Annotated in this window: 25 protein-coding genes and 1 other RNA gene; 12 read left to right on the plus strand and 14 right to left on the minus strand. The window is 67.2% G+C overall.

Translation table 11 applies throughout. The annotated features are described in order from the left end of the window. The first annotated feature begins 25 nt into the window (after positions 1–25). From ACM2ZB_RS06180 to ACM2ZB_RS06190, 3 genes are all read left to right on the plus strand, one after another. A complete protein-coding gene (locus ACM2ZB_RS06180; RefSeq protein WP_416057866.1) occupies positions 26–622 on the plus strand; it encodes an IMPACT family protein in 597 nt (198 codons plus the stop codon). Further along, positions 615–2387: an ABC transporter transmembrane domain-containing protein gene (locus tag ACM2ZB_RS06185; protein ID WP_416057867.1), complete on the plus strand. Its 1773-nt coding sequence runs from the start codon at positions 615–617 to the stop codon at positions 2385–2387. Before ACM2ZB_RS06180 ends, ACM2ZB_RS06185 begins: the two co-directional genes overlap by 8 nt. A 71-nt stretch (positions 2388–2458) precedes the next feature. Further along, positions 2459–2653: a hypothetical protein gene (locus tag ACM2ZB_RS06190; protein WP_313439554.1), complete on the plus strand. Its 195-nt coding sequence runs from the start codon at positions 2459–2461 to the stop codon at positions 2651–2653. A 251-nt stretch (positions 2654–2904) separates the two neighbouring features. On the opposite strand, the gene ACM2ZB_RS06195 is transcribed toward ACM2ZB_RS06190, so the two are convergent. The 3 genes from ACM2ZB_RS06195 to ACM2ZB_RS06205 all read right to left on the minus strand — a co-directional run bounded on the left by ACM2ZB_RS06195 (position 2905) and on the right by ACM2ZB_RS06205 (position 6683). Further along, positions 2905–4029, minus strand: coding sequence for a prephenate dehydrogenase (locus tag ACM2ZB_RS06195; RefSeq protein WP_416057868.1), 1125 nt, complete (start codon positions 4027–4029; stop codon positions 2905–2907). Continuing rightward, positions 4026–4934, minus strand: coding sequence for a pyridoxal kinase (pdxY, locus tag ACM2ZB_RS06200; protein ID WP_416057869.1), 909 nt, complete (start codon positions 4932–4934; stop codon positions 4026–4028). Before pdxY ends, ACM2ZB_RS06195 begins: the two co-directional genes overlap by 4 nt. Positions 4935–5483: 549 nt before the next feature. After that, entirely contained in the window at positions 5484–6683 is a 1200-nt protein-coding gene (locus ACM2ZB_RS06205) for an MFS transporter (RefSeq protein WP_416057870.1), read from the minus strand. 73 nt (positions 6684–6756) lie between these two features. Between ACM2ZB_RS06205 and ACM2ZB_RS06210 the strand changes: the two genes are divergently transcribed. After that, positions 6757–7554: an AraC family transcriptional regulator gene (locus ACM2ZB_RS06210; RefSeq protein ID WP_416057871.1), complete on the plus strand. Its 798-nt coding sequence runs from the start codon at positions 6757–6759 to the stop codon at positions 7552–7554. 33 nt (positions 7555–7587) lie between these two features. Here the strand turns inward: ACM2ZB_RS06210 and ACM2ZB_RS06215 are convergent, their stop codons facing one another. From ACM2ZB_RS06215 to hrcA, 5 genes are all read right to left on the minus strand, one after another. Next, a complete protein-coding gene (locus ACM2ZB_RS06215) occupies positions 7588–8475 on the minus strand; it encodes a hypothetical protein (RefSeq protein ID WP_416057872.1) in 888 nt (295 codons plus the stop codon). 82 nt (positions 8476–8557) lie between these two features. Continuing rightward, positions 8558–9685 carry a molecular chaperone DnaJ gene (gene dnaJ / locus ACM2ZB_RS06220; RefSeq protein ID WP_324809664.1) on the minus strand — a complete coding sequence of 376 codons (1128 nt, stop codon included), beginning with the start codon at positions 9683–9685 and terminating at the stop codon, positions 8558–8560. A gap of 154 nt (positions 9686–9839) precedes the next feature. Continuing rightward, on the minus strand, positions 9840–11762 hold the full coding sequence (gene dnaK / locus ACM2ZB_RS06225; RefSeq protein WP_108768569.1) for a molecular chaperone DnaK: 1923 nt from the start codon (positions 11760–11762) through the stop codon (positions 9840–9842). A gap of 169 nt (positions 11763–11931) precedes the next feature. Beyond that, positions 11932–12447 carry a nucleotide exchange factor GrpE gene (gene grpE, locus ACM2ZB_RS06230; protein ID WP_313439537.1) on the minus strand — a complete coding sequence of 172 codons (516 nt, stop codon included), beginning with the start codon at positions 12445–12447 and terminating at the stop codon, positions 11932–11934. Positions 12448–12510: 63 nt separating this feature from the next. After that, a complete protein-coding gene (gene hrcA, locus ACM2ZB_RS06235; RefSeq protein WP_416057873.1) occupies positions 12511–13575 on the minus strand; it encodes a heat-inducible transcriptional repressor HrcA in 1065 nt (354 codons plus the stop codon). A 114-nt stretch (positions 13576–13689) separates the two neighbouring features. Between hrcA and recN the strand changes: the two genes are divergently transcribed. Then, positions 13690–15366 carry a DNA repair protein RecN gene (gene recN, locus ACM2ZB_RS06240; RefSeq protein WP_416057874.1) on the plus strand — a complete coding sequence of 559 codons (1677 nt, stop codon included), beginning with the start codon at positions 13690–13692 and terminating at the stop codon, positions 15364–15366. Between the two features lie 137 nt (positions 15367–15503). On the opposite strand, the gene ACM2ZB_RS06245 is transcribed toward recN, so the two are convergent. Continuing rightward, entirely contained in the window at positions 15504–16421 is a 918-nt protein-coding gene (locus ACM2ZB_RS06245; RefSeq protein ID WP_416057875.1) for a LysR family transcriptional regulator, read from the minus strand. A gap of 94 nt (positions 16422–16515) precedes the next feature. Here ACM2ZB_RS06245 and ACM2ZB_RS06250 point away from each other — a divergent pair, with 94 nt between their 5' ends. Beyond that, a complete protein-coding gene (locus tag ACM2ZB_RS06250; RefSeq protein ID WP_416057876.1) occupies positions 16516–17817 on the plus strand; it encodes an SGNH/GDSL hydrolase family protein in 1302 nt (433 codons plus the stop codon). A 78-nt stretch (positions 17818–17895) separates the two neighbouring features. Here the strand turns inward: ACM2ZB_RS06250 and fur are convergent, their stop codons facing one another. Next, positions 17896–18303 carry a ferric iron uptake transcriptional regulator gene (gene fur, locus ACM2ZB_RS06255; RefSeq protein ID WP_005409235.1) on the minus strand — a complete coding sequence of 136 codons (408 nt, stop codon included), beginning with the start codon at positions 18301–18303 and terminating at the stop codon, positions 17896–17898. 103 nt (positions 18304–18406) lie between these two features. Between fur and ACM2ZB_RS06260 the strand changes: the two genes are divergently transcribed. Beyond that, entirely contained in the window at positions 18407–18799 is a 393-nt protein-coding gene (locus ACM2ZB_RS06260) for an outer membrane protein assembly factor BamE (protein ID WP_313439523.1), read from the plus strand. Between the two features lie 34 nt (positions 18800–18833). Here ACM2ZB_RS06260 and ACM2ZB_RS06265 read toward each other — a convergent pair whose 3' ends face one another. Then, entirely contained in the window at positions 18834–19091 is a 258-nt protein-coding gene (locus tag ACM2ZB_RS06265; protein ID WP_416057877.1) for an RnfH family protein, read from the minus strand. A gap of 3 nt (positions 19092–19094) precedes the next feature. Beyond that, on the minus strand, positions 19095–19520 hold the full coding sequence (locus ACM2ZB_RS06270) for a type II toxin-antitoxin system RatA family toxin (protein WP_416057878.1): 426 nt from the start codon (positions 19518–19520) through the stop codon (positions 19095–19097). 57 nt (positions 19521–19577) lie between these two features. Between ACM2ZB_RS06270 and smpB the strand changes: the two genes are divergently transcribed. Beyond that, complete coding sequence (gene smpB / locus ACM2ZB_RS06275; RefSeq protein ID WP_079221548.1) at positions 19578–20081, plus strand: SsrA-binding protein SmpB; 504 nt, start codon at positions 19578–19580, stop codon at positions 20079–20081. Between the two features lie 114 nt (positions 20082–20195). On the opposite strand, the gene ACM2ZB_RS06280 is transcribed toward smpB, so the two are convergent. Further along, positions 20196–20768, minus strand: a complete 573-nt coding sequence (locus tag ACM2ZB_RS06280; RefSeq protein ID WP_416057879.1) for a hypothetical protein — start codon at positions 20766–20768, stop codon at positions 20196–20198. 230 nt (positions 20769–20998) lie between these two features. Here ACM2ZB_RS06280 and ssrA point away from each other — a divergent pair. The 3 genes from ssrA (at position 20999) to ACM2ZB_RS06295 (ending at position 22500) form a co-directional block, all read left to right on the plus strand. Continuing rightward, positions 20999–21391: a transfer-messenger RNA gene (gene ssrA, locus ACM2ZB_RS06285) on the plus strand. Between the two features lie 276 nt (positions 21392–21667). After that, positions 21668–21919, plus strand: a complete 252-nt coding sequence (locus tag ACM2ZB_RS06290; RefSeq protein WP_416057880.1) for an NINE protein — start codon at positions 21668–21670, stop codon at positions 21917–21919. Positions 21920–22029: 110 nt separating this feature from the next. Then, on the plus strand, positions 22030–22500 hold the full coding sequence (locus ACM2ZB_RS06295) for a hypothetical protein (protein ID WP_416057881.1): 471 nt from the start codon (positions 22030–22032) through the stop codon (positions 22498–22500). A gap of 16 nt (positions 22501–22516) precedes the next feature. On the opposite strand, the gene ACM2ZB_RS06300 is transcribed toward ACM2ZB_RS06295, so the two are convergent. Beyond that, complete coding sequence (locus ACM2ZB_RS06300; RefSeq protein WP_416057882.1) at positions 22517–22972, minus strand: methyltransferase family protein; 456 nt, start codon at positions 22970–22972, stop codon at positions 22517–22519. A 121-nt stretch (positions 22973–23093) separates the two neighbouring features. Between ACM2ZB_RS06300 and ACM2ZB_RS06305 the strand changes: the two genes are divergently transcribed. Beyond that, positions 23094–25103 carry an esterase/lipase family protein gene (locus tag ACM2ZB_RS06305; protein WP_416057883.1) on the plus strand — a complete coding sequence of 670 codons (2010 nt, stop codon included), beginning with the start codon at positions 23094–23096 and terminating at the stop codon, positions 25101–25103. Positions 25104–25105: the final 2 nt, after the last annotated feature.

The following is a 25105-nucleotide window of genomic DNA, read 5'->3' on the forward strand; positions in this document are numbered from 1 at the left end:
GCGGCAACCCCGTAGAATGGTGGGAATGCCCGATACCCTCGCCCAGCCCGTCAGCCACACGCTGGACATCAAGCACAGCCGCTTCACCGCGCACGCCGCGCCGATCGACAGCGGCGCCGCCGCGCTGGCCTTCCTGCAGCAGGTGGCCGTGGCCGACGCCACCCACAACTGCTGGGCCTACCGGCATGGCCAGGACTACCGTTCCAGCGATGACGGCGAACCGGCCGGCACCGCTGGGCGCCCCATCCTGGCCGCCATCGATGGCCAGGGCTTCGACCGCGTGGTGGTGGTGGTGACCCGCTGGTACGGCGGCATCAAGCTGGGCGCCGGCGGGCTGGTACGCGCCTACGGTGGCACCGCCGCCGAATGCCTGCGCACCGCGCCGCGCCTGCCGCTGGTGGCGATGGCACGCCTGCAGCTGCAGGCCGGCTTCGAGGATCTGGGCACCCTGCACTCCGCGCTGCCGGGCTTTGCCGCGGAAAAGCGCGATGAACAGTTCGATGCCAATGGTGTGCGCCTGCGGGTGGAATTGCCGGCCGATCAGGTCGATGCATTGAAAATCCGCCTGCGCGACGCCACCCGTGACCGTATCCGCATTCAAGATGACGACCAGGATGACTGACCAGGACGACGCACCCGCTTCGACCCCACCGCTGCGCCGCCTGGGCAGCCTGCGCACCCTGTGGCCGTTCGTGCGCCGCCACAGCGGCCTGTTCACCGCCTGGCTGCTGGCCTTGGCGGTGTCTTCGGCGGCAACCCTCAGCCTGCCGCCTGCGGTCAAGCAGATGATCGACCACGGCTTCAGCAGCGGCGGCCAGATCAATCGTGCCTTCGCCCTGCTGCTGTTGGTGGCGGTGGTGCTGGCGCTGGCCACGGCGGCGCGCTTCTTCTTCGTGTCGCTGCTGGGCGAAAAAGTGGTGGCCGACCTGCGCAGCCGCCTGTACGCACATCTGATCCAGCTCGGTGCCGGCTTCCACGACCGCAGCCGCAGCGGCGAACTGGTCTCGCGCCTGACCGCTGACAGCGAACTGCTGCGCAGCGTGGTGGGTTCGACCATGTCGGTGGCCCTGCGCAGCAGCGTGACCGTGGTCGGCAGCCTGGCCATGCTGTTCGTCACCAGCCCGCGACTGGCCGCATGGTCGTTGCTGGGCATTCCACTGGCGGTGCTGCCGATCATCATCGGCGCACGCAAGCTGCGCGCGGTGGCCCGCAGCAGCCAGGACCGCATCGCCGATGCCAACAGCCTGGCCAGCGAAACCCTGGGGGCGGTGCGCACCGTGCAGGCGCACGCGCGCGAACCCTATGAACGCGGCCGCTTCGATCACGCCCTGGCCGATGCGATCCGCGCCGCACGGCGACGCATCGGCGCGCAGTCGCTGGTGACCGCCAGTGCCATCCTGCTGGTGTTCGGTGCCATCGTCGGCGTGTTGTGGCTGGGCGCGCACGATGTGATCGAAGGGCGCCTGAGTGCCGGTACGCTGGGCCAGTTCGTGCTGTACGCGCTGATCGGCGGCGGCTCGGTCGGCGCCCTGGCCGAGGTCTGGAATGAACTGCAGCGCGCCTCCGGCGGCATGGGCCGCATCGGCGAACTGCTGCAGGAAGACATCGAGATCCGCGCCCCGGCGCAGCCGCAGGCCCTGCCGCAGCCGCTGCAGGGGCAGATCCAGTTCGACGATGTGGTGTTCCACTACCCGCAGCGCCCGGACCAACCCGCGCTGGACCATTTCACCCTGAACGTCCGCCCCGGCGAGACGGTGGCCCTGGTGGGCCCGTCCGGCGCCGGCAAGAGCACGGTGCTGTCGCTGCTGCTGCGCTTCCACGACCCGGCCAGCGGCCGCATCTGCGTCGATGGCATCGACGTGCGCCAGGTGGACCCGGCCGATCTGCGTGCGCAGCTGGCGCTGGTGCCGCAGCAGCCGACGCTGTTCGCTGCCAGTGCACGCGACAACATCCGCTATGGGCGGCTGCAGGCCAGCGACGCCGAGGTGGAAGAAGCCGCCCGCGCGGCCGAAGCCGATGCCTTCCTGCGTGCGCTGCCGCAGGGCTATGACAGCGAACTGGGCGAGCGCGGCGCGCGCCTGTCCGGCGGCCAGCAGCAGCGCGTAGCGATTGCCCGCGCCCTGCTGAAGGACGCACCGATCCTGCTGCTGGACGAAGCCACCAGCGCACTGGACGCGCAGAGCGAACACGGCGTGCAGCAGGCCTTGGAACGGCTGATGGCCGGCCGCACCACCGTGGTCATCGCCCACCGCCTGGCCACCGTGCTGAAGGCCGACCGCATCGTGGTGATGGACCAGGGCCGCATCGTGGCCGAAGGCACGCATGCGCAGTTGTTGGCTGAAGGTGGACTGTATGCAGAGCTGGCGCGACTGCAGTTCATCGACTGATTGACGGCCGGCTAACACCGGCCGGGCCAATCTGCCCGTGCATCAACAGCATCCGCTGAAGGAGGTGCACGATGTCGTTCCGTCAGTTCCCTGCAGTCGACAGCAATGGCGAAAGCCACGTCATCATCGAGTTCAAGCCCGACGCCGGTGGCAGCGGGCACCAGTCCGAAGCCACGCCGCGCTATGAACTGGACGATGGCCGGCACCTGGTGCGCAACGGCCGCGAGTTCACCACCAGTGGCGGCGAATTGCGGCTGACGATCTGAGGTTCGCCGGGCGCGGCGCGGCGCTACCGGATTGCGCAGCGCCCCCGCTCCGGTAGGTGTCGACCTTGGTCGACACGCTCCTGGCGGGGCCAGTCGAGCAAGAGCAAAGCCAGTCGAGCATGGCTCGACTCTACATGAATTTGTGGCCAATTTTTCACCAACCATCTTGACAGCCTTGCCTGCCAAGGGCCGCACGCGGTTATCCACATGTTTGCTCAGAAACCATCCACACCGCCTGTGGATGAAACCCGCTAGCCCAGTACCCGGCCGATGCCGCTGGCATCCACGGCCGCCGCGGCCGCTGCAATCGCGCTGGTATCACTGCCCGCCACGAAGCCGATGCGGAAGTGCACCTCACCCCCGGGCGTGCGCGAGGAATGGATCGACGCCAGGCTGATGCGGTGCTGCTCGAACACATTCAACAGCTCACGCAGCGAACCCGGCCGATCCTCGGGCAGATGCACGGACAGCGCATTGCGCTCGGTCAGGTCCGCCAGCAGATAGCCCACGCGTTCGAAGGTGTAGTTGCCAGCCGCAAGCGCCGGTTCACCGAAGGCGGCGTGGTTGGCGGCCAGCAACTGGTCACGGAACTGGCCACGGGCCACGTCGTCACCCTGCCCCACCTGCGCCTGCAGGCGCTGCAGCTGGCCCACCAGTCGGTCCAGCATCGGCGCCACGTACGGGTTGCCGAACTGGATGTCCTCGTAGATGGCCGGATTCAACGACAGGATGCGCGAGATGATCGCCGTATCCAGCTCGAACGAAGCCGACCGGTACGGCATCATCGCGGCCAGATCACCCAGCTGCGGCTGGTACTCGCGCAACACCCCAGCCTGGGCCAGATGGGTGGCATGCACCATCGCCTGTACCAGCGCCATCATCTGGTCGTGGTGCTGCGGCGTGGCGCGCACGCACTCGGCCTGCAGGGCGGCGCACAGCGCATCCACCCACGGCTGCCAGTGCTGCAGGCGCGCTTCGCAGACCACCATCACCCGCCCTTTCAGGGTGGGTGCCTTCGGCGGCGCCGTCATCGGGTGCAGGCCCACCACTTCGGCCTGCGAGGCCAGCATGGCCTGCACCGGCGCATCCTTCACCGAGGTCACGTCCAGCCACAGGCGGTCCTGCTCACGCCCGGCCGACTGCCGCACATAGTCGGCAATCAAGGCCGGCGTGTGCCGGATCGGCGCGGAAAACACCAGCACATCGGCCTGCTCCAACAACTGTTCCGGCGTGTGTGATTGCGGCTCGGCCGGATCATGGCCGATTACCTGCAGCTGCATGTGCTCGCGGAAGAAACGGCTGAGCCAGCGCCCGTAAGCGCCAGCACTGCCCACGATGCCGACCGTACGCGGCGTGCGTGCACCGGCCGCGTTCATGCCACGCGTTCGGCGCGGAAGCGCGTGTCGTCGGCCAGCGCCGCAGGCGCGGCGGCGATCACGTCGAACTCCTCGAAGCCGTTGTCCAGGGTCGCTTCCAGTGCCGCATGGGTACCGGCGATGGCACGCGAGATCGCCTGCTGCATCGACTCGCCCCGCAGCAGGAAGGACACCACCAGCGACATCAGCACATCACCGGTACCGGCCACATCCACCGGCAGCAGCGGCGACGTCCAGCGCCAGGTTTCCTCGCGGCCCACCGCCAGGGTCACCAGCTCACCGGGGTTGCCGCCCACGCTGTGCGCGATCACCCAGTGCGGGCCCCGGTCAAGCAGCGTGCGCGCAGCGGCGATGGCGTCGGCCTCGGCCAACGCCGGCAGGCCGGTCAGGCGATTGAGTTCGAAGGCATTGGGCGTGACCAGCCAGGCATGCGGCAGCAGGCGCTCGGCGAAGATCGCCTCCAGCCCGGGTTCCACGTAGGGCCCGGTATGCGTATCGCCGATGACCGGATCCAGGCAGTAACGCAGCTGCGGGCACGAAGGCAGGATCTGCTCCAGCCAGTCGGCGAAGGCGGCCCCGTTGGCGGCGCTGCCGAAGTAGCCGGAGACCAGCATCTTCGCCCGCTGCGGCAGGCCACGTTCGCGGGTGCCGAGCAGCAGGTCGGCGAACCAGTCGGCGGGCAGGACGCGGCCGCGGGTGGTGTCGTAGAACGGCGCGTTGCTGAGCAGCACGGTGGGAATTTCCGCCACGCGCACGCCGAGGGCACGCATGGGCGGGACGGCGGCGGTGTTGCCGGCGTGGCCGTACACGAGCTGTGACTGGACGGAGATGACGTCGATTGGCGAGGGCCCGTCGGGGCGCTGGCGACGGCCGTGGAGCAGGTGGTTGTCGAGGGATTCGCTCATGCCCGCATTCTACGCCCAAGGGGGTTTTCGGCAGGGCTTGCAGCCCTGCACCTGCAGAATCAACGTCAACGTCAAAAGCCAGAGCGGGCTGTCCGTGGGATGGCGGGGCGGTGTGGGTGGTCAGGACACGCCGTAAACCCATCCATGGGGGCTCGATGGCGCCATCCATGGCGCCAACGGTCCTGCCCACCCACACCGCCCCACCTCTGACAGTTGGCCGGCAGCCAGTAGATCCACGCCATGCGTGGATGAATCTCAATCGGATTCGAATATTTCGAATTGAAATCGAAATGCATCCACGCATGGCGTGGCTCTACTGAGTCGACCAAGGCAGAACGCCGTTCCGACAGATCGCGGAAAACTGTCGAAGGCGGGGTGGGTCCGGTTGAGGGCGTGTGAGCGGCATGAATGCCGCGGCCAAGCCCCCATGGATGGATTTACGGGGTCCCCCTCAACCGGACCCATCCCGCCATCCCACGGAATGCCAGCTTTTGACGTTGACGCTGATTCGGCAGGTGCAGGGCTGCAAGCCCTGCAAACCCAAACTCCTCAGTGAGCAGCAGGACGCGACGGCGGCAGCCAGGCAGCGATGATGCCCAGCAGCGGCAGGAACGCGGTCAGCTGATAGACGTATTCGATGCTCGTCTTGTCCGCCAGCAGGCCCAGCACTGCCGCACCCAGCCCACCCATCCCAAACGCGAAGCCGAAGAACAACCCCGACACCATGCCGATGCGGTGCGGCATCATCTCCTGCGCATACACCACGATGGCCGAGAACGCCGACGACAGCACGAAGCCGATCAGCACCGCCAGCACCGTCGTCCAGAACAGGTCTGCATGCGGCAACGCCAGCGCGAACGGTGCCACGCCCAGGATCGAGGTCCAGATGATCGGCTTGCGGCCGATGCGGTCACCCAGCGGGCCGCCGAGGAAACCACCCGCCGCCGAAGCCACCAGGAACGCGAACAGATGCAGCTGCGCCTGCGCCACCGGAATGCCGAAGTGGTGGATCAGGTAGAAGGTGAAATAGCTGCCAATGCTGGCCATGTAGAAGTACTTGCTGAAGATCAGCACGAGCAGGATGGCCATCACCCGCGCGACGGTGCGCGTGGGATGACGGGGTGCGATCGTACCCTGCCCGGCAGGACGCGGCGTGCCCAGGTGCAGGGCGTACCAGCGGCTGACATAGGTCAGCAGGGCGATGCCGATCAGCGCGGCGCCGGCAAACCACGAGGCGGCGTGCTGGCCGAACGGCACGATCACCGCCGCGGCGATCAGCGGGCCCAGCGCGGTACCAAAGTTGCCGCCGACCTGGAACACCGACTGGGCAAGCCCGTGGCGGCCACCGGACGCCAGCCGCGCGATGCGCGAGGCTTCCGGGTGGAAGATGGCCGAACCGATGCCGACCATGGCCGCGGCCAGCAGCACCATCGCGTAGTTCGGCGCGAAGCCGAGCAGCAGCATGCCGCACAGGGTCGAGGCCATGCCGATCGGCAGGGAGTACGGTGCCGGCTTGCGGTCAGTGACCAGGCCGACCAGCGGCTGGAAGATCGACGCGGTCAGCTGGTAGGTCAGCGTGATCAGGCCGATCTGGGTGAAGCTGAGGTTGAAGCCGCCCTTGATGACCGGATAGATGGCCAAGATCAGCGACTGCATCATGTCGTTGACCATGTGGGAGGTGGAAATCGCCGCCAGCACGCCGCGGGTCGAGCTGCGGGTGGCGGGGGCGGGTGTAGCCAGGCTGGACATGGTGCGCAGTCAGGTTGGGGGCGAGCCCCGCATGCTACGGTGCCCTCCCCCTCCCTTCCGCCGCGTTCTGGTCATGCCATATCGCAAAAAGGACACTCCCTGCGCGATCAGGGAATCCGCGCCCTGGAATGAAGTGCCCGGCCATCGACCGGTGACCTGCCGGGTCAAGGACTACCCGGCCGGCACCCGGGTGTCGCCGCACCGCCACCGCCGGCACCAGCTGGTGTATGCCATGTCGGGCCTGATGGTGGTGCGCTCGGAGGTCGGCCGCTGGGTGGTGCCGTCCACCCGCGCCATCTGGATGCCGGCCGGCATGGCCCACGCGGTGGACTGCATCGCCGATGTGCACATGCGCAGCCTGTACATCGATCCGGCCTTTGCCCCGCAACTGGCGACCGAACCGTTCGCGGTGCAGGTGGCGCCTTTGCTGCGCGAGCTGCTGCATGCGGCCACGCTGATACAGGGCGACCACCACGATGACAGCCGCGATGGCCGCGTGGTGCGCCTGCTGCTTGATGAACTGCACCGCATGGATGTGCTGCCCCTGCACCTGCCGACACCGGCCGATCCGCGCCTGCAGCGCATCTGCCAGCACATCCAGAAACACCCCGGTGACGAAGCCACCCTGCAGGACTGGTCGCAGGCCCTGGGGGTGGACGTGAAAACCATCCAGCGCCACTTCGCCAGCGAGCTGGGCATGACCTTCGGGCAATGGCGGCAGCAGGCAAGGCTGCTGGCCGCGATGGAGCGCCTGGCGGTCGGTGAGAAAGTCATCGATGTGGCGCTGGCGATGGGCTACGACAGCCCCAGCGCCTTCACCAGCATGTTCAAGCGGCAGCTGGGGCAGACGCCGGCGGCGTTTTTCCGGTGAGTGCGCGTGGAACCCTCGGCCGTGGGCACTACGCTATTGATCTTTCGCCACGGCGGGAACATGCCGATCACGCATCAGCCGGAACTCCCAGGTGTCGTTGAACATGGGGCCGTAGTGCAAAGGCAGTACATCCCGGGGGGCTCTCGCCTGCGTGGGAGATGCGTCCACCCGGCAGCCGCCTGGCTGCCCGAAGCCAATCAACTCGGTAACAATCAGGTTGGGGCTGTCGTTCTCGGCAGACAGATAGGCGGCATAGCCAGGATGAGCCGTGATGCTCCGCCGCAGCACCACCCGACCGACGCTGGGTGCATACCAGCTGATGCTGCGCTCCAGCCCTTCCACCACGCCATCGCCTGCCAGGCGCATCCCCTTCATGTCATCCGAATGTGGCTTTGACTTGCGCCAGTGCGCATCGCGCTCGATCCGGTAGGCATTTACGTCACCCAGCGCAGTCCGAATCGTTTCGATTGCCACCACGCGGCTGCTGCCCCGCTCTTGATAGTCATAGCGATACCGACCAAAGGGCGCGCGGATCTCGCCCGGCTCTTCGAAGGTATCCTGCCATTGCGCTCCGACGGATAACGGAAAGCGCAGCAGAACCTTCTCGCCTTTTCGTAGCGGATTCACATCTGCATAGGTCCCGCGCCATTCACGCCGCACTGAAGTGCCGGCGATCCCGAGCGCCAGCTGCTGCGGTTCCACCGCCTGCAGCTGCAACGTGAGGGGCGGATGCATCGCGCCCGCGGAGTAGGTCCAGTGTGTCCCGGGCTGATGTGTCGCGACCGGCTGTGGATCGATGATTGGCAGATCGAACGCGCAGGCCGGGGCTGCCGACACGTCGAATGCCGTCAGCATCGCGACCAGCAAAGGGGTGGCGATGGCACGTGCGCGGAGCAACCGCTTGCAGATTGAAACATTCATGCCTCCATTGTAGAAGGCAGGCTTCCGCAAACGAAAACGCCGGGCAGAGCCCGGCGCCATCGTTCAACACCTACCTGAAAACTCAGGACGTCATCCGGTCCCAGAAACCCTTCACGCCATCGATGAAGGTCGCCGACTTCGGCGAATGCTTGCGTGCTTCCTCGCCGTTGAAGGTCGCTTCGAACTGCTCCAGCAGCTTGCGCTGGTCGGCAGTGAGATTGACCGGGGTTTCCACCACCACGCGGCAGTACAGATCGCCTTCGCTGCGGCTGCGCACCGAACGCACGCCCTTGCCGCGCAGGCGGAACAGCTTGCCGGTCTGGGTTTCGGCCGGGATGCGGATCTCCGCCTCGCCACCCAGGGTGGCCACGCGCACGGTGTCGCCCAGTGCCGCCTGCGAGATGCGGATCGGCACTTCGCAGTGCAGGTCGTCGCCGTCGCGCTGGAAGATGTGGTGCTCGCGCACGCGCACTTCCACGTACAGGTCGCCCGGCGGTGTACCGGCCGGGCCGGCCTCGCCTTCGCCCTGCAGGCGGATGCGGTCGCCGGTATCGACGCCGGCCGGCACCTTCACCGACAGCACCTTGTCTTCCTCGATGCGGCCGTTGCCGTGGCAGGTCTTGCAGGGCTTGGCGATGATCTGGCCACGGCCGTTGCAGTTGTGGCAGGCCTGCTGCATGGCGAAGATGCCGCGCTGGATGCGCACCTGGCCGCGGCCATGGCAGACGTTGCAGGTCTCGACCTTGCCGTCTTCGGAGCCACTGCCATCGCAGTCGCCACACTCGGCCAGGGTCGGGATCTCGATCCGGCGTTCGACGCCTCGCACGGCTTCTTCCAGGTCCAGTTCCATCACGTAGCCGATATCGGCGCCGCGACGGGCCTGGCGCGGACCACCGCCGCCGCCACCAAAGATGTTGCCGAAGATATCGCCGAAGATATCGTTCATGTCCGGGCCGCCCGGACCGCCACCGCCACCCATGCCGTGCTCGAACGCGGCGTGGCCGTGGGCATCGTACATGCGGCGCTTGTTGCCGTCGGACAGCGTTTCGTAGGCTTCCTTGCACTCCTTGAAGGAGGCTTCAGCCGCCGCATCACCCGGGTTGCGGTCCGGGTGGAACTTCATCGCACAGCGACGGTAGGCCTTCTTCAGCTCTTCGTCGGTGGCGGTGCGGGCAACGCCCAGCACTTCGTAGTAATCGCGCTTGCTCATATCGTGGATCGCATTCCGGAAAGTCGGGATTCGTCAAAGCGGAAGAGCGGAACCAGGTCCGCTCTTGCGTCGGGCGCCCCGACACGCCGGTGGGCGGTCAGGACCCTGGTACGACAACGGGACGCTGGCAGCCAGCGTCCCGTGTCGGTCCGGATCAGGACTTCTTGTCGTCCTTGACTTCGGTGAACTCGGCGTCCACCACGTCATCCTGCGCCTTGCCTGCGTTGCCGGCGTCGGCACCCGGGGCACCGCCCTGGTCGGCCGAAGCAGCGGCGAACAGCGCCTGGCCAGCTTCTTCCAGCACCTTCGACTTGGCTTCGATCTGTGCCTTGTCGTCGCCCTTCATCGCGGTTTCCAGATCGGCCAGTGCCGCCTCGACCTTGCCGATGACATCGCCGCCGACCTTGCTGCCGTGCTCGGTGATGGCGCTGCGGGTGCCGTGGATCAGGGCGTCGGCCTGGTTGCGGGCCTGCACCAGTTCCTGGAACTTCTTGTCTTCTTCGCGGTTGGCTTCCGCGTCGGCGACCATGCGTGCGATCTCTTCCTCGGACAGACCCGAACCGGCCTTGATCTCGACCTTCTGTTCCTTGTTGGTCTTCTTGTCCTTGGCCGACACGTGCAGGATGCCGTTGGCGTCGATGTCGAAGGACACTTCCACCTGCGGCAGGCCACGCGGGGCCGGCTCGATGCCGGACAGGTCGAACTTGGCCAGCGACTTGTTGAAGCGGGCCTGTTCGCGCTCACCCTGCAGCACGTGCACGGTCACGGCCGACTGGTTGTCCTCGGCGGTGGAGAACACCTGCGAGGCCTTGGTCGGGATGGTGGTGTTCTTCTCGATGATCTTGGTGAACACGCCACCCATGGTCTCGATGCCCAGCGACAGCGGGGTCACGTCCAGCAGCAGCACGTCCTTGACGTCGCCGCCCAGCACGCCGCCCTGGATCGCCGCACCCAGTGCCACGGCTTCGTCCGGGTTGACGTCCTTGCGCGGTTCCTTGCCGAAGAACTCGGTCACCGCCTGCTGCACCTTCGGCATGCGGGTCTGGCCACCGACCAGGATCACTTCGCTGATGTCGCTCGAACGCAGGCCGGCATCGTTCAGGGCGACGCGGCACGGCTCGATCGACTTCCTGATCAGCTCATCGACCAGCGATTCCAGCTTGGCGCGGGTCAGCTTGATGTTCAGGTGCTTCGGACCCGACGCGTCAGCGGTGACGTACGGCAGGTTCACTTCGGTCTGCTGGGCGCTGGACAGCTCGATCTTGGCGCGCTCGGCAGCGTCCTTCAGGCGCTGCAGGGCCAGCGGATCCTTGCGCAGGTCGATGCCCTGGTCCTTGTTGAACTCTTCAACCAGGTACTCGATGACGCGGTTGTCGAAGTCTTCGCCGCCCAGGAAGGTGTCGCCGTTGGTGGCCAGCACTTCGAACTGCTTCTCACCGTCGACGTTGGCGATCTCGATCACCGAGACGTCGAAGGTGCCGCCGCCCAGGTCGTACACCACGATCTTGCGATCCTTGTTGTCACCCTTGTCCAGGCCATAGGCCAGCGCGGCCGCGGTCGGCTCGTTGATGATGCGCTTGACGTCCAGGCCGGCGATGCGGCCGGCGTCCTTGGTCGCCTGGCGCTGGCTGTCATTGAAGTAGGCCGGCACGGTGATGACCGCTTCGGTGACCTTCTCACCGAGGAAGTCCTCGGCGGTCTTCTTCATCTTTTCCAGCACCTTGGCCGAGATTTCCTGCGGCGCCATCTTCTTGGCATCGCTGGTGGACACCCAGGCGTCGCCATTGTCATGGGCCAGGATGCTGTACGGGACGTGGGCGATGTCCTTCTGTACTTCAGCGTCGGTGAACTTGCGGCCGATCAGGCGCTTCACCGCGTAGAAGGTGTTCTTGGGGTTGGTGACGGCCTGGCGCTTGGCCGAGGCGCCCACCAGGACTTCGCCGTCCTTGGTGTAGGCGACGATCGACGGGGTGGTGCGATCGCCTTCCGAATTCTCGATGACGCGGGCCTTGCCGCCGTCCATGATCGCCACGCACGAGTTGGTGGTGCCGAGGTCGATACCAATGATCTTGCCCATGGGGGAGACTCCTGAGGATGCTTGTTGGTGTCAGTCCGGCCGGTCGGCCGGTGGATGAATGGGATGTGGGGGAGGCTCGTGGAACATTCAAGCCATCCCCCGAACGCTGTGTTCAACCGTTCAAGGTCCGCCGGGCATGGCCCGGCGGCCGTACGCCTGGAACGCCGGGTCAGTCGGCGGCCACTACCACCAGCGCCGGCCGCAGCAGGCGCTCGTTCAGCAGGTAGCCCTTCTGGAACACGGTCACCACGCTGCCTGGGGCGGCGCCCGGCGCCGGCACCTGGCTGATGGCCTGGTGGTGTTCGGGGTTGAACGCCTGGCCGGTCGGGTCCAGCAGGACCAGGCCGTTGTCGGCGGCGACCTTCAGCAGCTGCTTGTAGGTCATTTCCAGCCCCTCGCGCAGCGGGTTGGCGTCGTCACCGGCGGCCTTCAGGCCGGCATCCAGGCTGTCAAACACCGGCAGCAGCTCGCCCAGCAGCTTCTCGTTGGCAAACTTGCGGGCCTGTTCGATGTCGCGGGCCACGCGCTTGCGCTGGTTTTCCAGGTCGGCGCGTTCACGCAGCGCATCGGCCTTGACCTGCTCGACCTCGGCGCGCAGGCGCTCGAGCTCGTCGTTGCCGCCCGCGGCGGCGGCCGCATCGGCGGCACTCTGCTGGGATTCGATATCTGGATGTTCGTGGTTCATGTCTGGGTCCCTGGCGGTCACTCTCCGCCTCCACCCACCCTAGTGTGGGCGGGATGCTGCGTTTCAAGCGTCAGCCGCACCCGGACCGCGCCCGGAGGGTGAAAAAGCCGCACCCAGCACGTCGGCGGTGGCCTGGACCAGCGGAATCATGCGGTCGTAGGCCATCCGCTTGGGGCCGATCACCCCCAGCACGCCCAGCACCTGGCCGTTGGCGGTATAGGGTGCGGTGACCAGCGAGACCCCCTGCAGCGGCATCATGCCGGTCTCTTCGCCGATGAAGATGCGTACGCCCGGGGCCTGGATGGTCCGCTCCAGCAGCTGCAGGATCTCGCGCTTGCTGGAAAACAGCTCGAACAGCTCGCGCAGGCGTTCCAGGTCGGACAGGTCCTGCACCCCCATCAGGCGGGTCTGGCCGGCCACCAGCATGTCGTCGGCCGGAGGCTGCAGGGCCTGTTCGGCCAGTTCGATGCTGTGTGCCAGCAGCTGCTCCAGCTCGGAACGGGCTTCGCGCAGCTCCAGCAGCAGGCGGGTGCGGATGTCCGACAGCGGCAGGCCAGCGAAATGGGCGTTGAGGTAATTGGCCACCTGTTCCAGCTGGCCTGGCCCGAACTCCTGGCGGGTCTCGATCACCCGGTTCTGCACTTCATTGTCGGCAAATACCAGGATGGCCAGCACCCGGCGCCCGTCCAGCGCCACGAAATCGATCTGGCGGAAGGCGAACTGCTCCCGCCGTGGCGCGCTGACCACGCCCACGAAGTGACTCATCGCCGACAACAGCTCCGAGGCGCTGCCCAGCAGGGCCTGGGTACTGCCGCCCCCGGCCAGTTCCTGGCGCAGGCGGGCCAGCTCACCCTCGCCCGGCGGCTGCATCTGCAGCAGGCTGTCGACAAACACCCGGTAGCCGTGGGCGGTCGGGATGCGCCCGGCCGAGGTATGCGGCGAGGCCAGCAGGCCCAGATCCTCCAGGTCGCCCAGGATGTTGCGGATGGTGGCCGAGCTGACTTCCAGCCCGGCCACGCGCGCCAGCGTCTGCGAGCCGACCGGCTCACCATCCTGGATGTAACGCGCGATCAGCGTGCGCAGCAGATGGCGCGCACGCGGGGCAAGCTGGTCAGCGGAACCGTGCATGGAATCAACCTGTGAGACACGGACACTAGATAATGGCGGCGCATCGCCTTGGCAAGTCATTGGACCACCCCGCCGCGCGTGCTAGCGTTGCGCGGCTCAGACACCCCTGTACCCATGCTCAGACATCTTTCAATCAAGGATTTCGCCGTCGTCCGCGCCACCGAGCTGGAGTTCGGGCCGGGCATGACCGTCGTTTCCGGCGAGACCGGCGCCGGCAAGTCGCTGATGGTCGACGCGCTCGGCTTCCTGTCCGGCCTGCGCGCCGACAGCGGCGTGGTCCGCCATGGCGCCGCCCGTGCCGAGCTGTCGGCCGAGTTCGCCCTGGACCAGCTGCAGGCCGCGCGCCGGTGGCTGGCCGACAACGAGCTGGATGACGAGGACCAGTGCCAGCTGCGCCGGGTGATCCGCGCCGATGGCGGCTCGCGCTCGTGGATCAACGGCCGCCCGGTGACCCTGGCGCAGCTGGCCGATCTGGCGGGGCGGTTGGTGGAAATCCATGGCCAGCACGAGCAGCAGGCCCTGCTGACGCGCCCGTCGCAGCTGGCCCTGCTCGACGCCTATGCCCGCAACGAGGACGAGCGCCGCCAAGTGCGCCGCGCCGCAGCGGCCTGGCAGACCCTGGTCGATGAATCGCTGGCCCTGTCGCAACAAGGCGACGTTTCCGACCGAATCGGCTTCCTTGAGCACCAGCTGCGCGAGCTGGACCGGGAAGACCTGGAACCCGAGTCGATTGTCGCGCTGGGCGCCAGCCACCGCCGCCAGGCCCACGCCAGCGCCCTGCTGAGCGCCTGCCAGGCAGCCAGCAACCAGCTCAACGGCGACGACGGCAGCTCGGCCATGGACCTCCTGCAGCAGGTGCGCCACGAACTGTCGCGGCTGATCGAACACGACCCGCGGCTGGGCGAAGTGGACGGCCTGATCGAGAACGCCTCGATCCAGCTGCACGAAGCACTGTCGCTGCTGGACCGCGTGCACGACGACCTGGATGCCGACCCGGAGCAGTTCGAAGAAAACGAGCGTCGCCTCGGCCGCCTGCACGACCTGGCCCGCAAACACCGCGTGCCGATGGACGAACTGGGCGCGCAGCGCGAACGCATGCATGCCGAAGTAGAGCAGCTGCGCGGCGCCGACGAGCGCCTGCAGCGCCTGGCCGGCGAAATCGAGAAGGCCGCTGCTGCCTGGCGCGTGCAGGCGGAGGTGCTCAGCGCCAGCCGCCGCAAGGCCGCCGCCGAGCTGTCGGCCACCACCACCGGCATCATCGCCGAGCTGGGCATGGGCGGCGGCCAGTTCCTGATCGACCTGGAGCCGCAGGACGGCGGCAAGCCGGACCCGCAGGGTGCCGAGCGCGTCGAGTTCCTGGTGGCCGCCAATGCCGGGCAGCCGCCGCGGGCGCTGCGCAAGGTCGCCTCCGGCGGTGAGCTGTCGCGCATCTCGCTGGCCATCGAAGTGGCTGCACTGGATCTGGATGCCGTGCCGACCATGGTGTTCGACGAAGTCGATTCCGGTATTGGTGGCGCGGTGGCCGACATCGTCGGCCAGAAGCTGCGCGCCCTGGGCGAGAAGCGGCAGGTGCTGTGCGTCACCCATCTGCCGCAGGTCGCCTCCAAGGGCCACGCCCATTACCGGGTCAGCAAGGCGCCGGTGGAAGGCATGACCCAGAGCGCGGTGGAAAAGCTGGACATCAAGGCGCGCGAGGAAGAGCTGGCGCGCATGCTGGGCGGCGTGGAAGTGAGCAAGGAAGCCCGGGCCGCGGCGCGCAAGCTGCTGGTAGCGTCGAGCTCGCTCGGCTGACCGCGTTGAGCCGAGCATGGGCTCGGCTCTACATCGTGCGCCCGAACGAAACCGACATGTAGAGTCGAGCCATGCTCGACTGCTTCTGGCGTTCGGCCAAGAGCAGTCGAGCATGGCTCGACGCTACAACCACCGTGTCACCCCAGCGGCCGCGCCATATCCACGTGCTCCACCAGGAAATCGAGGAACGCACGCACCCGCAGCGGCAGGTAACCTCCCTGCCCCAGGAACACCGCGTGCACCTCCTCCAGGTCACCCGGGTTCGCCTCCTCCAGCACCGGCAGCAGGCGCCCGGCGGCTATATCGGCCTGCACCTGGAATGCTGCCAGCCGCGCCATGCCCAGGCCCCCCAGCACCAGTTGGCGCAGCGCATCGCCATTGCTGGCACGCGCGTTGCCATTGGGCAGCACCATCCGCTCGCGGCCATCCTGCAGCAGAGGCCAGCCTTGCATCGCCCGGGCATGGCCGATATCCAGCCGATTGTGCGCCAGCAGCTCCTCGGCCGTACGCGGCAGACCCTGCTGCCGGGCATAGGCCGGCGCCGCCACGATCATCATCCGGGTCGAGCCCAGCCGCCGTGCCACCAGGCTGGAACTCTTCAGCGGCCCGGCGCGCACGGCCACGTCGGTGCGCTGCTCCAGCAGATCGATCACTTCATCGTTCAGGGTCAGGTCCACGCCCACCTGGGGATTCTGCTGCAGGAACGCCGGCAACAGCGGCAGCAGGAAGTGCTGCCCGAACGGCACGTTGGAATTGACCCGCAGCCGCCCGCGCGGCTCGGCATGGGCACTGGCGCAGCGCTCGGCCTCTTCCAGATCGGCCAGCACGCGCAGACCCCGCTCATAGAACGCGCAGCCTTCCGGCGTCAGCTGCAGTTGCCGGGTGGAACGCTGCAGCAGGCGCGTGCCCAGCCGCTGCTCCAGGCGGGCAACCAGCTTGCTGACCGCTGACGGGGTCATGTCCAGCGTGCGCGCTGCGGAGGAAAAACCGCCGGTCTCGATCACCCGCACGAACACTTCCAGTTCGCCGGATCGGTTGATGTCGGGTCGCGCCATGGTGAATTCAGTTCACAGATGATTATCCATCCGCAGTCTAGTTCACAGATGGCACCGGAATCACCATGGCCGCTCCTCCTGCCGGGACAGCCCGATGAACCGCCTCCGCCATCTTGCCGCCACCGCCCTGATCGCCCTGTCCGGCACCGCCAGCGCTGGCCCTGCCAGCCCCAGCCACTGGGTTGCCAGCTGGCAGGCCAGCCCGCAACCGGTCTGGGGCGCGGACTTCCTGTTCCCGACCTTGGTACCGGCGCAGCTGCAGGACCAGACTTTCCGCCAGAGCGCGCGCATCAGCCTGGGCGGACCGCGGCTGCGGGTCCACCTGAGCAACGCCTATGGTCGGCAGCCGTTGCGGATCGGTGCGGCCAGCGTGGCCAGCGCCGCCGGCACCGCCCCCCTGCCCCTGCAGTTCGACGGCCAGCCCAGCGTGCTGATCGCCCCCGGCCAGGAGCGCCTGAGCGACCCGCTGGCCCTGCCCACGGCTGCCCTGCAGGCCGTGCAGGTCAGCGTCTACCTGCCGGCATCCACGCCGCTGCAGGGCTTCCACTGGGATGGCCGGCAGACCAGCTGGATCGCGCCCGGCGACCAGAGCCGGGCGACCACCCTGCGCGCGGCCGAACCCACCACCGCCCGCCTGATGCTGACCGGTATCGACGTGGAGGCGCCGGCCCGCGCGCGCAGCGTGGTGGTCATGGGCGATTCGATCACCGACGGCGCCACCGCCAGCCTGGACCAGGACCAGCGCTGGACCGACCACCTCGCTGCCCGCCTGGCCCCGCACGGGGTGGCCGTGGTCAACGCCGGCATCTCCGGCGGACGCCTGCTGCGCGACGGCATGGGGGATGCCGCCCTGACCCGCCTGCAGCGTGATGTTCTTGACCAGCCCGGGGTAGCCAGCGTGATCGTCCTGATCGGCATCAACGACATCAGCTGGCCGGGCACGGCCTTCGCCCGCAACGAGGACAGGCCGACGCTGGCCCAGCTGCAGGCCGGCTATCGCGCCCTGGCCGAACGCGCCCATGCCCGTGGGCTGCGCATTCTCGGTGCCACCTTGACGCCTTTCGCCGGCGCCCTGCCCGGTACGCCGTTGGATGACTACTACGCGGCGGACAAGGACGCCCTGCGGCAGCAGCTCAATACTTGGCTGCGCACGGACAGCCCGTTCGACGCGGTGATCGACCTGGATGCCGCCCTGCGCGACCCGGCCGCCCCATCGCGGATGGCCGCGGCCTACGATTCCGGTGACCACCTGCACCCGGGGGATGCGGGCAACCGGGCGATGGCCGAAGCGGTGGATCTGCAGGTGCTGATGGGGCCATCCACGCATGGCGTGGATCTACTGGACGACCCGGGGTCGGCCGGGGTCGGATCCCTTTGCGCCAGCAAAGGGCTCTGACCCCGACAACGGCCCCCAGCAACGAAAAACCCCGGGCAAGCCCGGGGTCTTCGCACATCAGCAACCGGCTGCAGCGCCTTACTTGCGCTTCTTGCGCACGTACAGCACCAGCGAGTGCTCTTCCAGCTCGTAGCCGTGGTCTGCGGCGATCTTGCGCTGCAGCTCCTCGATCTCGTGGCTTTCGAACTCGATGATCTTGCCGCTGTCCACATCGACCATGTGGTCGTGGTGGCCGCCGCGGTCCAGCTCGTAGACGGCCTGGCCGCCTTCGAAGTTGTGCTTCAGCACCAGGCCAGCGGCCTCGAACTGGGTCAGCACCCGGTACACCGTGGCCAGGCCGATCTCATCGCCGTGCTCCAGCAGCTGGCGGTAGATGTCTTCGGCGGTCATGTGGTGCTGGGCATTGCGCTGCTCGAGCAGCGCCAGGATCCGCATCCGCGGATGGGTCACCTTCAGGCCGACTTTACGCAGGTCGTGGGTTTCCATAGGTCTCCGTTCATTGGCGATTTAGCGCCAGCTGCCTCGGATTGGGTCGCGGTGGCACGCCGGGAGTGTATCATCGGTTTGATTTCCCCAACCGCCAGTCCCGATGCGCAATCTTCTGTTGGTCGCCGCCGTCGCCCTGTCCACCACCGGGTGCGGCATCATCTACAAGCAACCCATCTATCAGGGCAACCTGATCCGGGAAGATGCCGTGGCCAAGCTGCAGGTCGGGCAAAGCAAGCAGCAGGTGAATGCGCTGCTCGGCACCCCGTCCGTGCCGGACCCGTTCCACGCCCAGCGCTGGGACTACACCTCCAGCGAGCGCGTGAACCGCCTGGGCCGTACCGAAGTGAAGAACTTCGTCGTCTACTTCGAAAACGATGCTGTCACCCGTTGGGAAGGCGACTACTTCCCGGCCAACGACAAGGCCCTGGCCCAGCAGACCGTGCGTCAGTTCGGTCGCAACCTGGCCAAGGACAAGAAAAAGAAGGGCCGCTGAGCCCCCTGCCCGTCCTTCGGGACGGGACCAGGCCTCAACCGCCGCGCGCGCGACGCCGGCGGTTGTCCTTGGGATCGGCCTGCAGAGGTCGCAGCAGTTCCACCCGGTCGCCATCCAGCAGCACCTGCTGCGGGCGTGCCAGCACGCCATGTACGGCCACGGCCGGGCAGTCGGCGGAACCCTCGATGGCGGCAGCGGCGATGGCATCGGCCACGGTCGCACCTTCTTCCAGCTGCACCCGGCGTGACTGCACCTGTTGCGGCCAGGCCAGCACCACCTCGACCTCGATCATCGCTCAGCCCTCGTCGGCAACGCGGACGAAGTCGTTGACCATGCGGTCGGCCAGGCCCTGGAAGCCGATCGCCAGCGCCGGCGCGAGCAGGCGCGATTTCGGCTCGAATTCCAGGGTCAGGGTGACCTTGCAGGCATCCTCGGCCAGCGCATGGAATTCCCAGCGGCCGTGCAGCTGCTTGAACGGGCCGTCGCGCAGCTGCATATCGATGCTGTGCGGGCGCTGCAAGGCGTTTTCGGTCTGGAACCAGGTGCTGAACGAGCCCAGGCCCAGGTCCAGCCGGGCGACCAGGCGGTCCTCGCCCTGTTCCAGGATGCGGGCGTCCGAGCACCAGCGGAAGCGGCGCGGATAGGCCTGGACGTCGTTGACCAGGTCGAACATGCGCGCGGCCGAGTGTTCGACCAGGGCGCTGCGGCGGATAGTAGGCATAAAGACGGCGCGTTTCGGCAATCGACCGGGCGGGCCCGAATCGGAGACAATACGGAAATGAGCAAGAACAGCGGCAAGGATAAAGCAAAGAACGCGACGGCCAACAAAACCATCGCGTTGAACAAGCGTGCCCGCCACGAGTACCACATCGAGGAGCGCTTCGAGGCAGGCCTGGCCCTGCAGGGCTGGGAGGTGAAGTCGATCCGCGCCGGGCGTGGCAACATCATCGACGCCTACGCCTATGTGAAGCAGGGCGAGATCTTCCTGATCGGCGCACAGATCACCCCGTTGATCCAGGCCTCCACCCACGTGGTGGCCAACGACCGGCGCGAGCGCAAGCTGCTGCTGCACCGGAACGAGATCGACAAGCTGGTCGGCAAGGTGGAACGCGATGGCTACACGATCGTGCCCACGGCCATGTACTGGAGCAAGAACAAGATCAAGCTGGAAGTGGCGCTGGCCAAGGGCAAGCAGACCCACGACAAGCGCGATGCCGCCAAGGACCGTGACTGGGCGATTGAAAAGCAGCGCGTGATGCGTCGCGGAAACCGCGACGCGTAACCGCCGTTTGTAGAGTCGAGCCATGCTCGACTGCGCTTTTGTAGAGTCGAGCCATGCTCGACTTGGTTTTCAAGGCAGCCGAGCATGGGCTCGGCTCTACAGGAAGGCCGGCGGTCAGCCCGCCAGCACGCCCTGCCCGCGCATGCGCGGCGCCAGCGCCGCGTGCATCACCGCCAAGTGCATCACCACCGCCAGTTCCGGCGCGTGGCGATCATCGCCGGCGCGCCACTGCCTGGCCAGCCGGGCTGCGTCTTCCGGCAGCAGGGCCAGCAGTTGCTGGTCATCCAGCGCGTCCGCCCGGTGCTGCAGCTGCTGCGACAGCGCCCAGCTGCGGCGGACATGGGTCAGGATGCTCAGCGAGGCCAGGGTCAGCAGGGCCACCGCCGCGCCGTGCTCGAAGGACAGCGCAATGACATCCGGCCCCCAGGCCATCACCGCCAGCACGGCCAGGGCCAGCATGCGCCAGCCCGGCACCAGGGCCTGGTCGCGCCGCGGCCAGTAGACCACCACCGCGCTGGCCACCAGGAACACCGCCGCCGTCGCCGGCAATGCGGTCAGGCAGGCCGCCGCCAGGATCGCTGCCAGCACACCCCAGACCCAGCCGGGGGGCAACGCGCGGCGGCGGTAGTCGGCGCCTACCGGCCCGACCAGCTGTCGCAGGCTGCGTTGTTGCATGGCATCGGTCATCCCGGGTCTCCGTGTCGTTTCTGGCTCGGATGTTGGTCGCCAGTGTGTCGCAAATTCGTGCCAATGAAGTTAGCAATCCGCTATGACCGTGGCTCTACAAAGCGTCGTAAATCGATCAGACCGGCAGAGGTGACTGTTCAGCTGTTTTGCCGTAGGATTGCAACCGTTGGGCAGGCCTTGCCCGTGGCGACACGGAATCGGCCTTGTACCTTGCAGAACTTGAAGAAACCGGGGGTGCATTGGTTTCGACGGGGGTTGTGAAGTCGCCTGGCGCATGCCGAGGGGGTAGCTGTCCTCGTAAATCCAGCTGCAAAACTCTAGTTGCCAACGACGACAACTACGCTCCGGTCGCTCTCGCAGCCTAAAAACTGCGGTGCGTGACCTTCTGCCGACTTAGGCGGAGCCTCGAAACTGCTTGTGTCCATGCTCGCAGCGTAGAGTCATTATCATGGAATCGCGCTGGGCGGCTGCCTGTCAGTCCGGCACTAGAACACAACAGGCTGGTTCCCGGGTGCGCTTTGCACACCGTGCTGCTCGGGGATGAGATTCAACGGTGAGCTAAGCATGTAGTGCTGGGGATGGAGTGCCTTCGGACGGCGGTTCAATTCCGCCCACCTCCACCATCTGTACCGCCCTTCGGGGCACGAAAAGCCGGACACTCCCGTCGATTGGGGTCCGGCTTTTTTGTTGCCTGCGCCACGGCTGCATTTCCCTCCAGACCACCGATAATGTTGCTTTGGACCGGCGGATCTCCCGCCCAGCACAGGGAACAGGACGATGGCTTTGGTGAGTTGCATGGAGTGTGGCCGCGAAGTGAGTGACAAGGCCACCAGTTGCGTCGGCTGCGGCGCCCCGATCGGCGCCACCCGCCGACCCCGCCGCCGCTGCAGGCGGCACCGGTGTACGCCGCCCCGTACGCACAACCGCAACCGGTCGCGCGCGCCCGTGTCGCCTACGTTCTGCTGGGCCTGTTCCTCGGCGGCCTGGGCATCCACAACTTCTACGCCGGCTACCACGGGCGCGGCGTCGCCCAATTGCTGATCACCCTGCTGCTCGGCTGGCTCATCATCGGCGTCGTCATCACCGGCCTGTGGGCGTTGATCGAGATCATCACCGTGGATACCGACGCCGCCGGCGTGCGCATGGTCTGAGCTCCGCGCTTCGGCCCGTGCAGTCGCCTGCGGGCTGTCCCACACCCGGCTGGTGCAACGGTGCGCCTGCCGCGCCCAACCGCCGCCGCCCGACATCAGAAGGACCTGCCATGAAACGCCCCGCGACCGCCCTGCTTCTCGCCCTGGCCAGCTGCTCCGCCCTCGCCGCCGCGCCTTCGGAGAAGGGCACTGCGGATCTGGAAACCCTGCTGGCCTGCAAGGCTGGCTCGGATTTCACCCAGGCCCAGGCCGAAAAGGCACTGCAGGCCGCGGGCCTGACCCATGTGCCGGGCGGCGTATTCGAGGCGAAAGGGGGCAACGTCGCCCTGTTCGGCGGCACCGTGGACAGCGCCAGCGTCGACATCGCCCCGGGCGGCAGCAGGAGCCTGCATGTCTACCTGAAGGACGTGACCGCCGAGCAGGTGGGCCGCCGTCTTTCGGTCACCACGGTCAATGAAGACGCGGAAACCGAAGCGCCCTCGTACATCCGCAAGGTGGATGCAAAGCACACCCTGCACGTCGGCGCCGCCGATGACTACGAGGGTTACTCGGCGTCGGTGACCTGCCAGATCGCAGGCTGAGCGCAGGCACCCTGCCCTACAGCCAGCGCCGCACCTCGCGCCGGAAGGCGGCATAGTCCGCGCCGAACCGGGCAGACAGCACCCGCTCCTCGGGCACGATCTGGAAGCGGGTGATCCAGGCGACGAACAGGGGCACCACCAGCAGTGTCCCCGCACTGCCCAGCCACAGCATTCCGCCCAGCAGCACCAGCGCCTGCCCCAGGTACATCGGGTTGCGCGTGTGGCGGTAGATGCCGCCGGTCACCAGCGACGTGGCGGCGGCCGGGCGCAGCGGATTGACCGTGGTCCGCGCGCGGCGGAAGGCCAGCTTGGGCAGCAGGTTCAGGGCCAGGCCCAGCAGCATCACCAGCAACGCCATCCAGCCCGGCACCGGCAGAGAGGGCCACGGCCAGGCGCGGGCCAGCGCATAGCCCAACGCCGCGCACAGCAGCATCACCAGCGGTGGCGGAATCCGCGTTTCCAGCAGGTGCATCGTCAGTCCCTGAAAAGCACTGCCCGCGATGGTGTCACAGTCCGTGCAGCGCGCGTTTATCCCCGTGCTTCCGCGTTGACACCCCGGCCGCTAGAGTGGCGCCACCGCGCTGGAGGATCGCATGGCAACCACGGGCTTGGGCGTCATCCGCCACACGACCCTCATCATCACCGCACTGCTCCTGTTGAGCGGCTGCGCCACGCTGCGCCAGTTCGGCCCTTCGGTACAGGTGGCCTCGGTCACCCCGGGCCAGTACATCACACTCAAGCGCGGCGACATCCTCACCACTGGCAGGCTTAGCGCGGCCACGATGGAGACGCTGCGCGTGGCCGGCCTGGACGAGACCACCTGTGCAAAGCCGGGCCTGCCCTGCATCGAAGCGATGGAAGCGAGCATCGTGGTGCGCGAGGAGGACAAGCGCTCGACCCTGGCAGAGTTGTGGCTGCAGCAGGCGATGGCGATGCCCGCGCCGAAAGCCAAGCGCGGCACCACGCCGGCCATGATCGTGGCCGATGCCGGCTTCCAGCCACGCCTGGATGCCTGGATGCAGGTGGCGCGGCAGTCCTATGCGTACCTGTTCTTCACCGAACGCACCGCCAACCAGCGCGGTTTCGAGGATCGCCAGACCCAGGTTCGCGATTACTACAACCTGGCCGCGCAGGAAGCGGCGGTCATGCTGTTCGACGCCTATTCGAGCCAGCAGGTGCGCAATGAGGATGGCCGCCTGCAACTGGGCCGCTGGACCTTCGTGCTGGCGCCCGCAGACGCCGGCGTTGTGCAGGACACACGCCAACCCATCGAACTGGTACCGGCCGCCTCGCTGTCCTTCACCGGCACCCTGCGGCGGGTGCAGCGGCGCGATGGCTTCGGCGCCGAACTGGTGGCGGTCATGGCGGACCCGGCCAGCGACGGGTTGGTGGCGGCACACGCAGGTGGCAAGGCAGCCGCTGACAGCACGCCTCACGCACCGAGCTGGAGCGGTATGCCCTCCCCGTCGATCACGGTGCTGCTGCGCTTCTCCGGTGCCAACCTGTGGGAAGTCCTGCACGACGAAACGCCGACCGTGGAGATCCATGATCCCTACCAGATCGCGGCCGTTGAACTGCACGGGCAGAAGGTTCCGCTGGCCGCCAACTTCACCGCCGGCTACGCATTGTGGCTGGCGCGCGCCAATTTCAGCCGGCAGTCGCTGCGCAGCCTGTTCGGCAGCAAGGGCGGCATTGATCGGCCGCACCTGTTCATGCTGCAGCCGTACGATCCCAACCGCCGGGTGCTGCTGATGATCCATGGCCTGGCCAGCAGCCCGGAGGCCTGGGTGAACGTGGCCAACGAACTGATGCGCGACGACGACATCCGTCGTGAGTTCCAAGTGTGGCAGTTCTACTACCCCACCAACATGCCCATCGCCCTCAGCCACGATGCCATCCGGCACACGCTGGATGATGTGATGCAGCACTATGATCCGACCGGAAAGGCGCAGGCCTCGCATGACATGGTGGTGGTCGCGCACAGCATGGGCGGGGTCATCTCGCGCCTGCTGGTGTCTTCGTCCGGCGACCACCTGATGGACACGTTGCTGGCAACGGCCAAGCTGAGCCCCCGGCAGCGGGAACTGCTGCGTACCCGCGGCGCACCACTGCTGACCTTCAAACCCGAGCGGGAAATCTCGCGGGTCGTGTTCATCGCTACCCCGCACCGGGGCACGGATGTGGCCGGCACCCGACTCGGCCGCTGGATCGGCCGCCTGGTGCGCCTGCCGTTGACCGTGCTGGAGGATGTGGCTGGCGTAGATGATGGCGGCAGCTTCGACGCCAAGGACGCCAAGCAGGGCTACCAGATGAACAGCATCCAGAACCTGGACAAGGACGATCCCTTCGTGAAAGCCGTGGCTGACCTGCCGATGTCACCGCGCGTGCGCTATCACTCGATCATCGCGCGCGCCAGCGCCGATGGCCCGCTGGAAAAGACCGATGACGGGCTGGTGCCGTACTGGAGCTCGCACCTGCCCAATGCGGTATCGGAGAAGGTGATCGTGTCCGGGCACAGCGTGCAGGAAGCCACCCCGGCCATCGTCGAACTGCGGCGCATCCTGCATGAGGACATGCAGGCGCACGACAGCGGGCAGGAATGATC

The sequence above is a fragment of the Stenotrophomonas maltophilia genome (assembly GCF_047782825.1).
In the GTDB taxonomy this organism is placed as follows: domain Bacteria; phylum Pseudomonadota; class Gammaproteobacteria; order Xanthomonadales; family Xanthomonadaceae; genus Stenotrophomonas.

Coding starts and splice junctions, on each gene's coding strand:
- ACM2ZB_RS06180 (WP_416057866.1), top strand. CDS start 26: ATGCCCGATACCCTCGCCCAGCCCGTCAGCCACACGCTGGACATCAAG.
- ACM2ZB_RS06185 (WP_416057867.1), top strand. CDS start 615: ATGACTGACCAGGACGACGCACCCGCTTCGACCCCACCGCTGCGCCGC.
- ACM2ZB_RS06190 (WP_313439554.1), top strand. CDS start 2,459: ATGTCGTTCCGTCAGTTCCCTGCAGTCGACAGCAATGGCGAAAGCCAC.
- ACM2ZB_RS06195 (WP_416057868.1), bottom strand. CDS start 4,029: ATGAACGCGGCCGGTGCACGCACGCCGCGTACGGTCGGCATCGTGGGC.
- pdxY (WP_416057869.1), bottom strand. CDS start 4,934: ATGAGCGAATCCCTCGACAACCACCTGCTCCACGGCCGTCGCCAGCGC.
- ACM2ZB_RS06205 (WP_416057870.1), bottom strand. CDS start 6,683: ATGTCCAGCCTGGCTACACCCGCCCCCGCCACCCGCAGCTCGACCCGC.
- ACM2ZB_RS06210 (WP_416057871.1), top strand. CDS start 6,757: ATGCCATATCGCAAAAAGGACACTCCCTGCGCGATCAGGGAATCCGCG.
- ACM2ZB_RS06215 (WP_416057872.1), bottom strand. CDS start 8,475: ATGAATGTTTCAATCTGCAAGCGGTTGCTCCGCGCACGTGCCATCGCC.
- dnaJ (WP_324809664.1), bottom strand. CDS start 9,685: ATGAGCAAGCGCGATTACTACGAAGTGCTGGGCGTTGCCCGCACCGCC.
- dnaK (WP_108768569.1), bottom strand. CDS start 11,762: ATGGGCAAGATCATTGGTATCGACCTCGGCACCACCAACTCGTGCGTG.
- grpE (WP_313439537.1), bottom strand. CDS start 12,447: ATGAACCACGAACATCCAGATATCGAATCCCAGCAGAGTGCCGCCGAT.
- hrcA (WP_416057873.1), bottom strand. CDS start 13,575: ATGCACGGTTCCGCTGACCAGCTTGCCCCGCGTGCGCGCCATCTGCTG.
- recN (WP_416057874.1), top strand. CDS start 13,690: ATGCTCAGACATCTTTCAATCAAGGATTTCGCCGTCGTCCGCGCCACC.
- ACM2ZB_RS06245 (WP_416057875.1), bottom strand. CDS start 16,421: ATGGCGCGACCCGACATCAACCGATCCGGCGAACTGGAAGTGTTCGTG.
- ACM2ZB_RS06250 (WP_416057876.1), top strand. CDS start 16,516: ATGAACCGCCTCCGCCATCTTGCCGCCACCGCCCTGATCGCCCTGTCC.
- fur (WP_005409235.1), bottom strand. CDS start 18,303: ATGGAAACCCACGACCTGCGTAAAGTCGGCCTGAAGGTGACCCATCCG.
- ACM2ZB_RS06260 (WP_313439523.1), top strand. CDS start 18,407: ATGCGCAATCTTCTGTTGGTCGCCGCCGTCGCCCTGTCCACCACCGGG.
- ACM2ZB_RS06265 (WP_416057877.1), bottom strand. CDS start 19,091: ATGATCGAGGTCGAGGTGGTGCTGGCCTGGCCGCAACAGGTGCAGTCA.
- ACM2ZB_RS06270 (WP_416057878.1), bottom strand. CDS start 19,520: ATGCCTACTATCCGCCGCAGCGCCCTGGTCGAACACTCGGCCGCGCGC.
- smpB (WP_079221548.1), top strand. CDS start 19,578: ATGAGCAAGAACAGCGGCAAGGATAAAGCAAAGAACGCGACGGCCAAC.
- ACM2ZB_RS06280 (WP_416057879.1), bottom strand. CDS start 20,768: ATGACCGATGCCATGCAACAACGCAGCCTGCGACAGCTGGTCGGGCCG.
- ACM2ZB_RS06295 (WP_416057881.1), top strand. CDS start 22,030: ATGAAACGCCCCGCGACCGCCCTGCTTCTCGCCCTGGCCAGCTGCTCC.
- ACM2ZB_RS06300 (WP_416057882.1), bottom strand. CDS start 22,972: ATGCACCTGCTGGAAACGCGGATTCCGCCACCGCTGGTGATGCTGCTG.
- ACM2ZB_RS06305 (WP_416057883.1), top strand. CDS start 23,094: ATGGCAACCACGGGCTTGGGCGTCATCCGCCACACGACCCTCATCATC.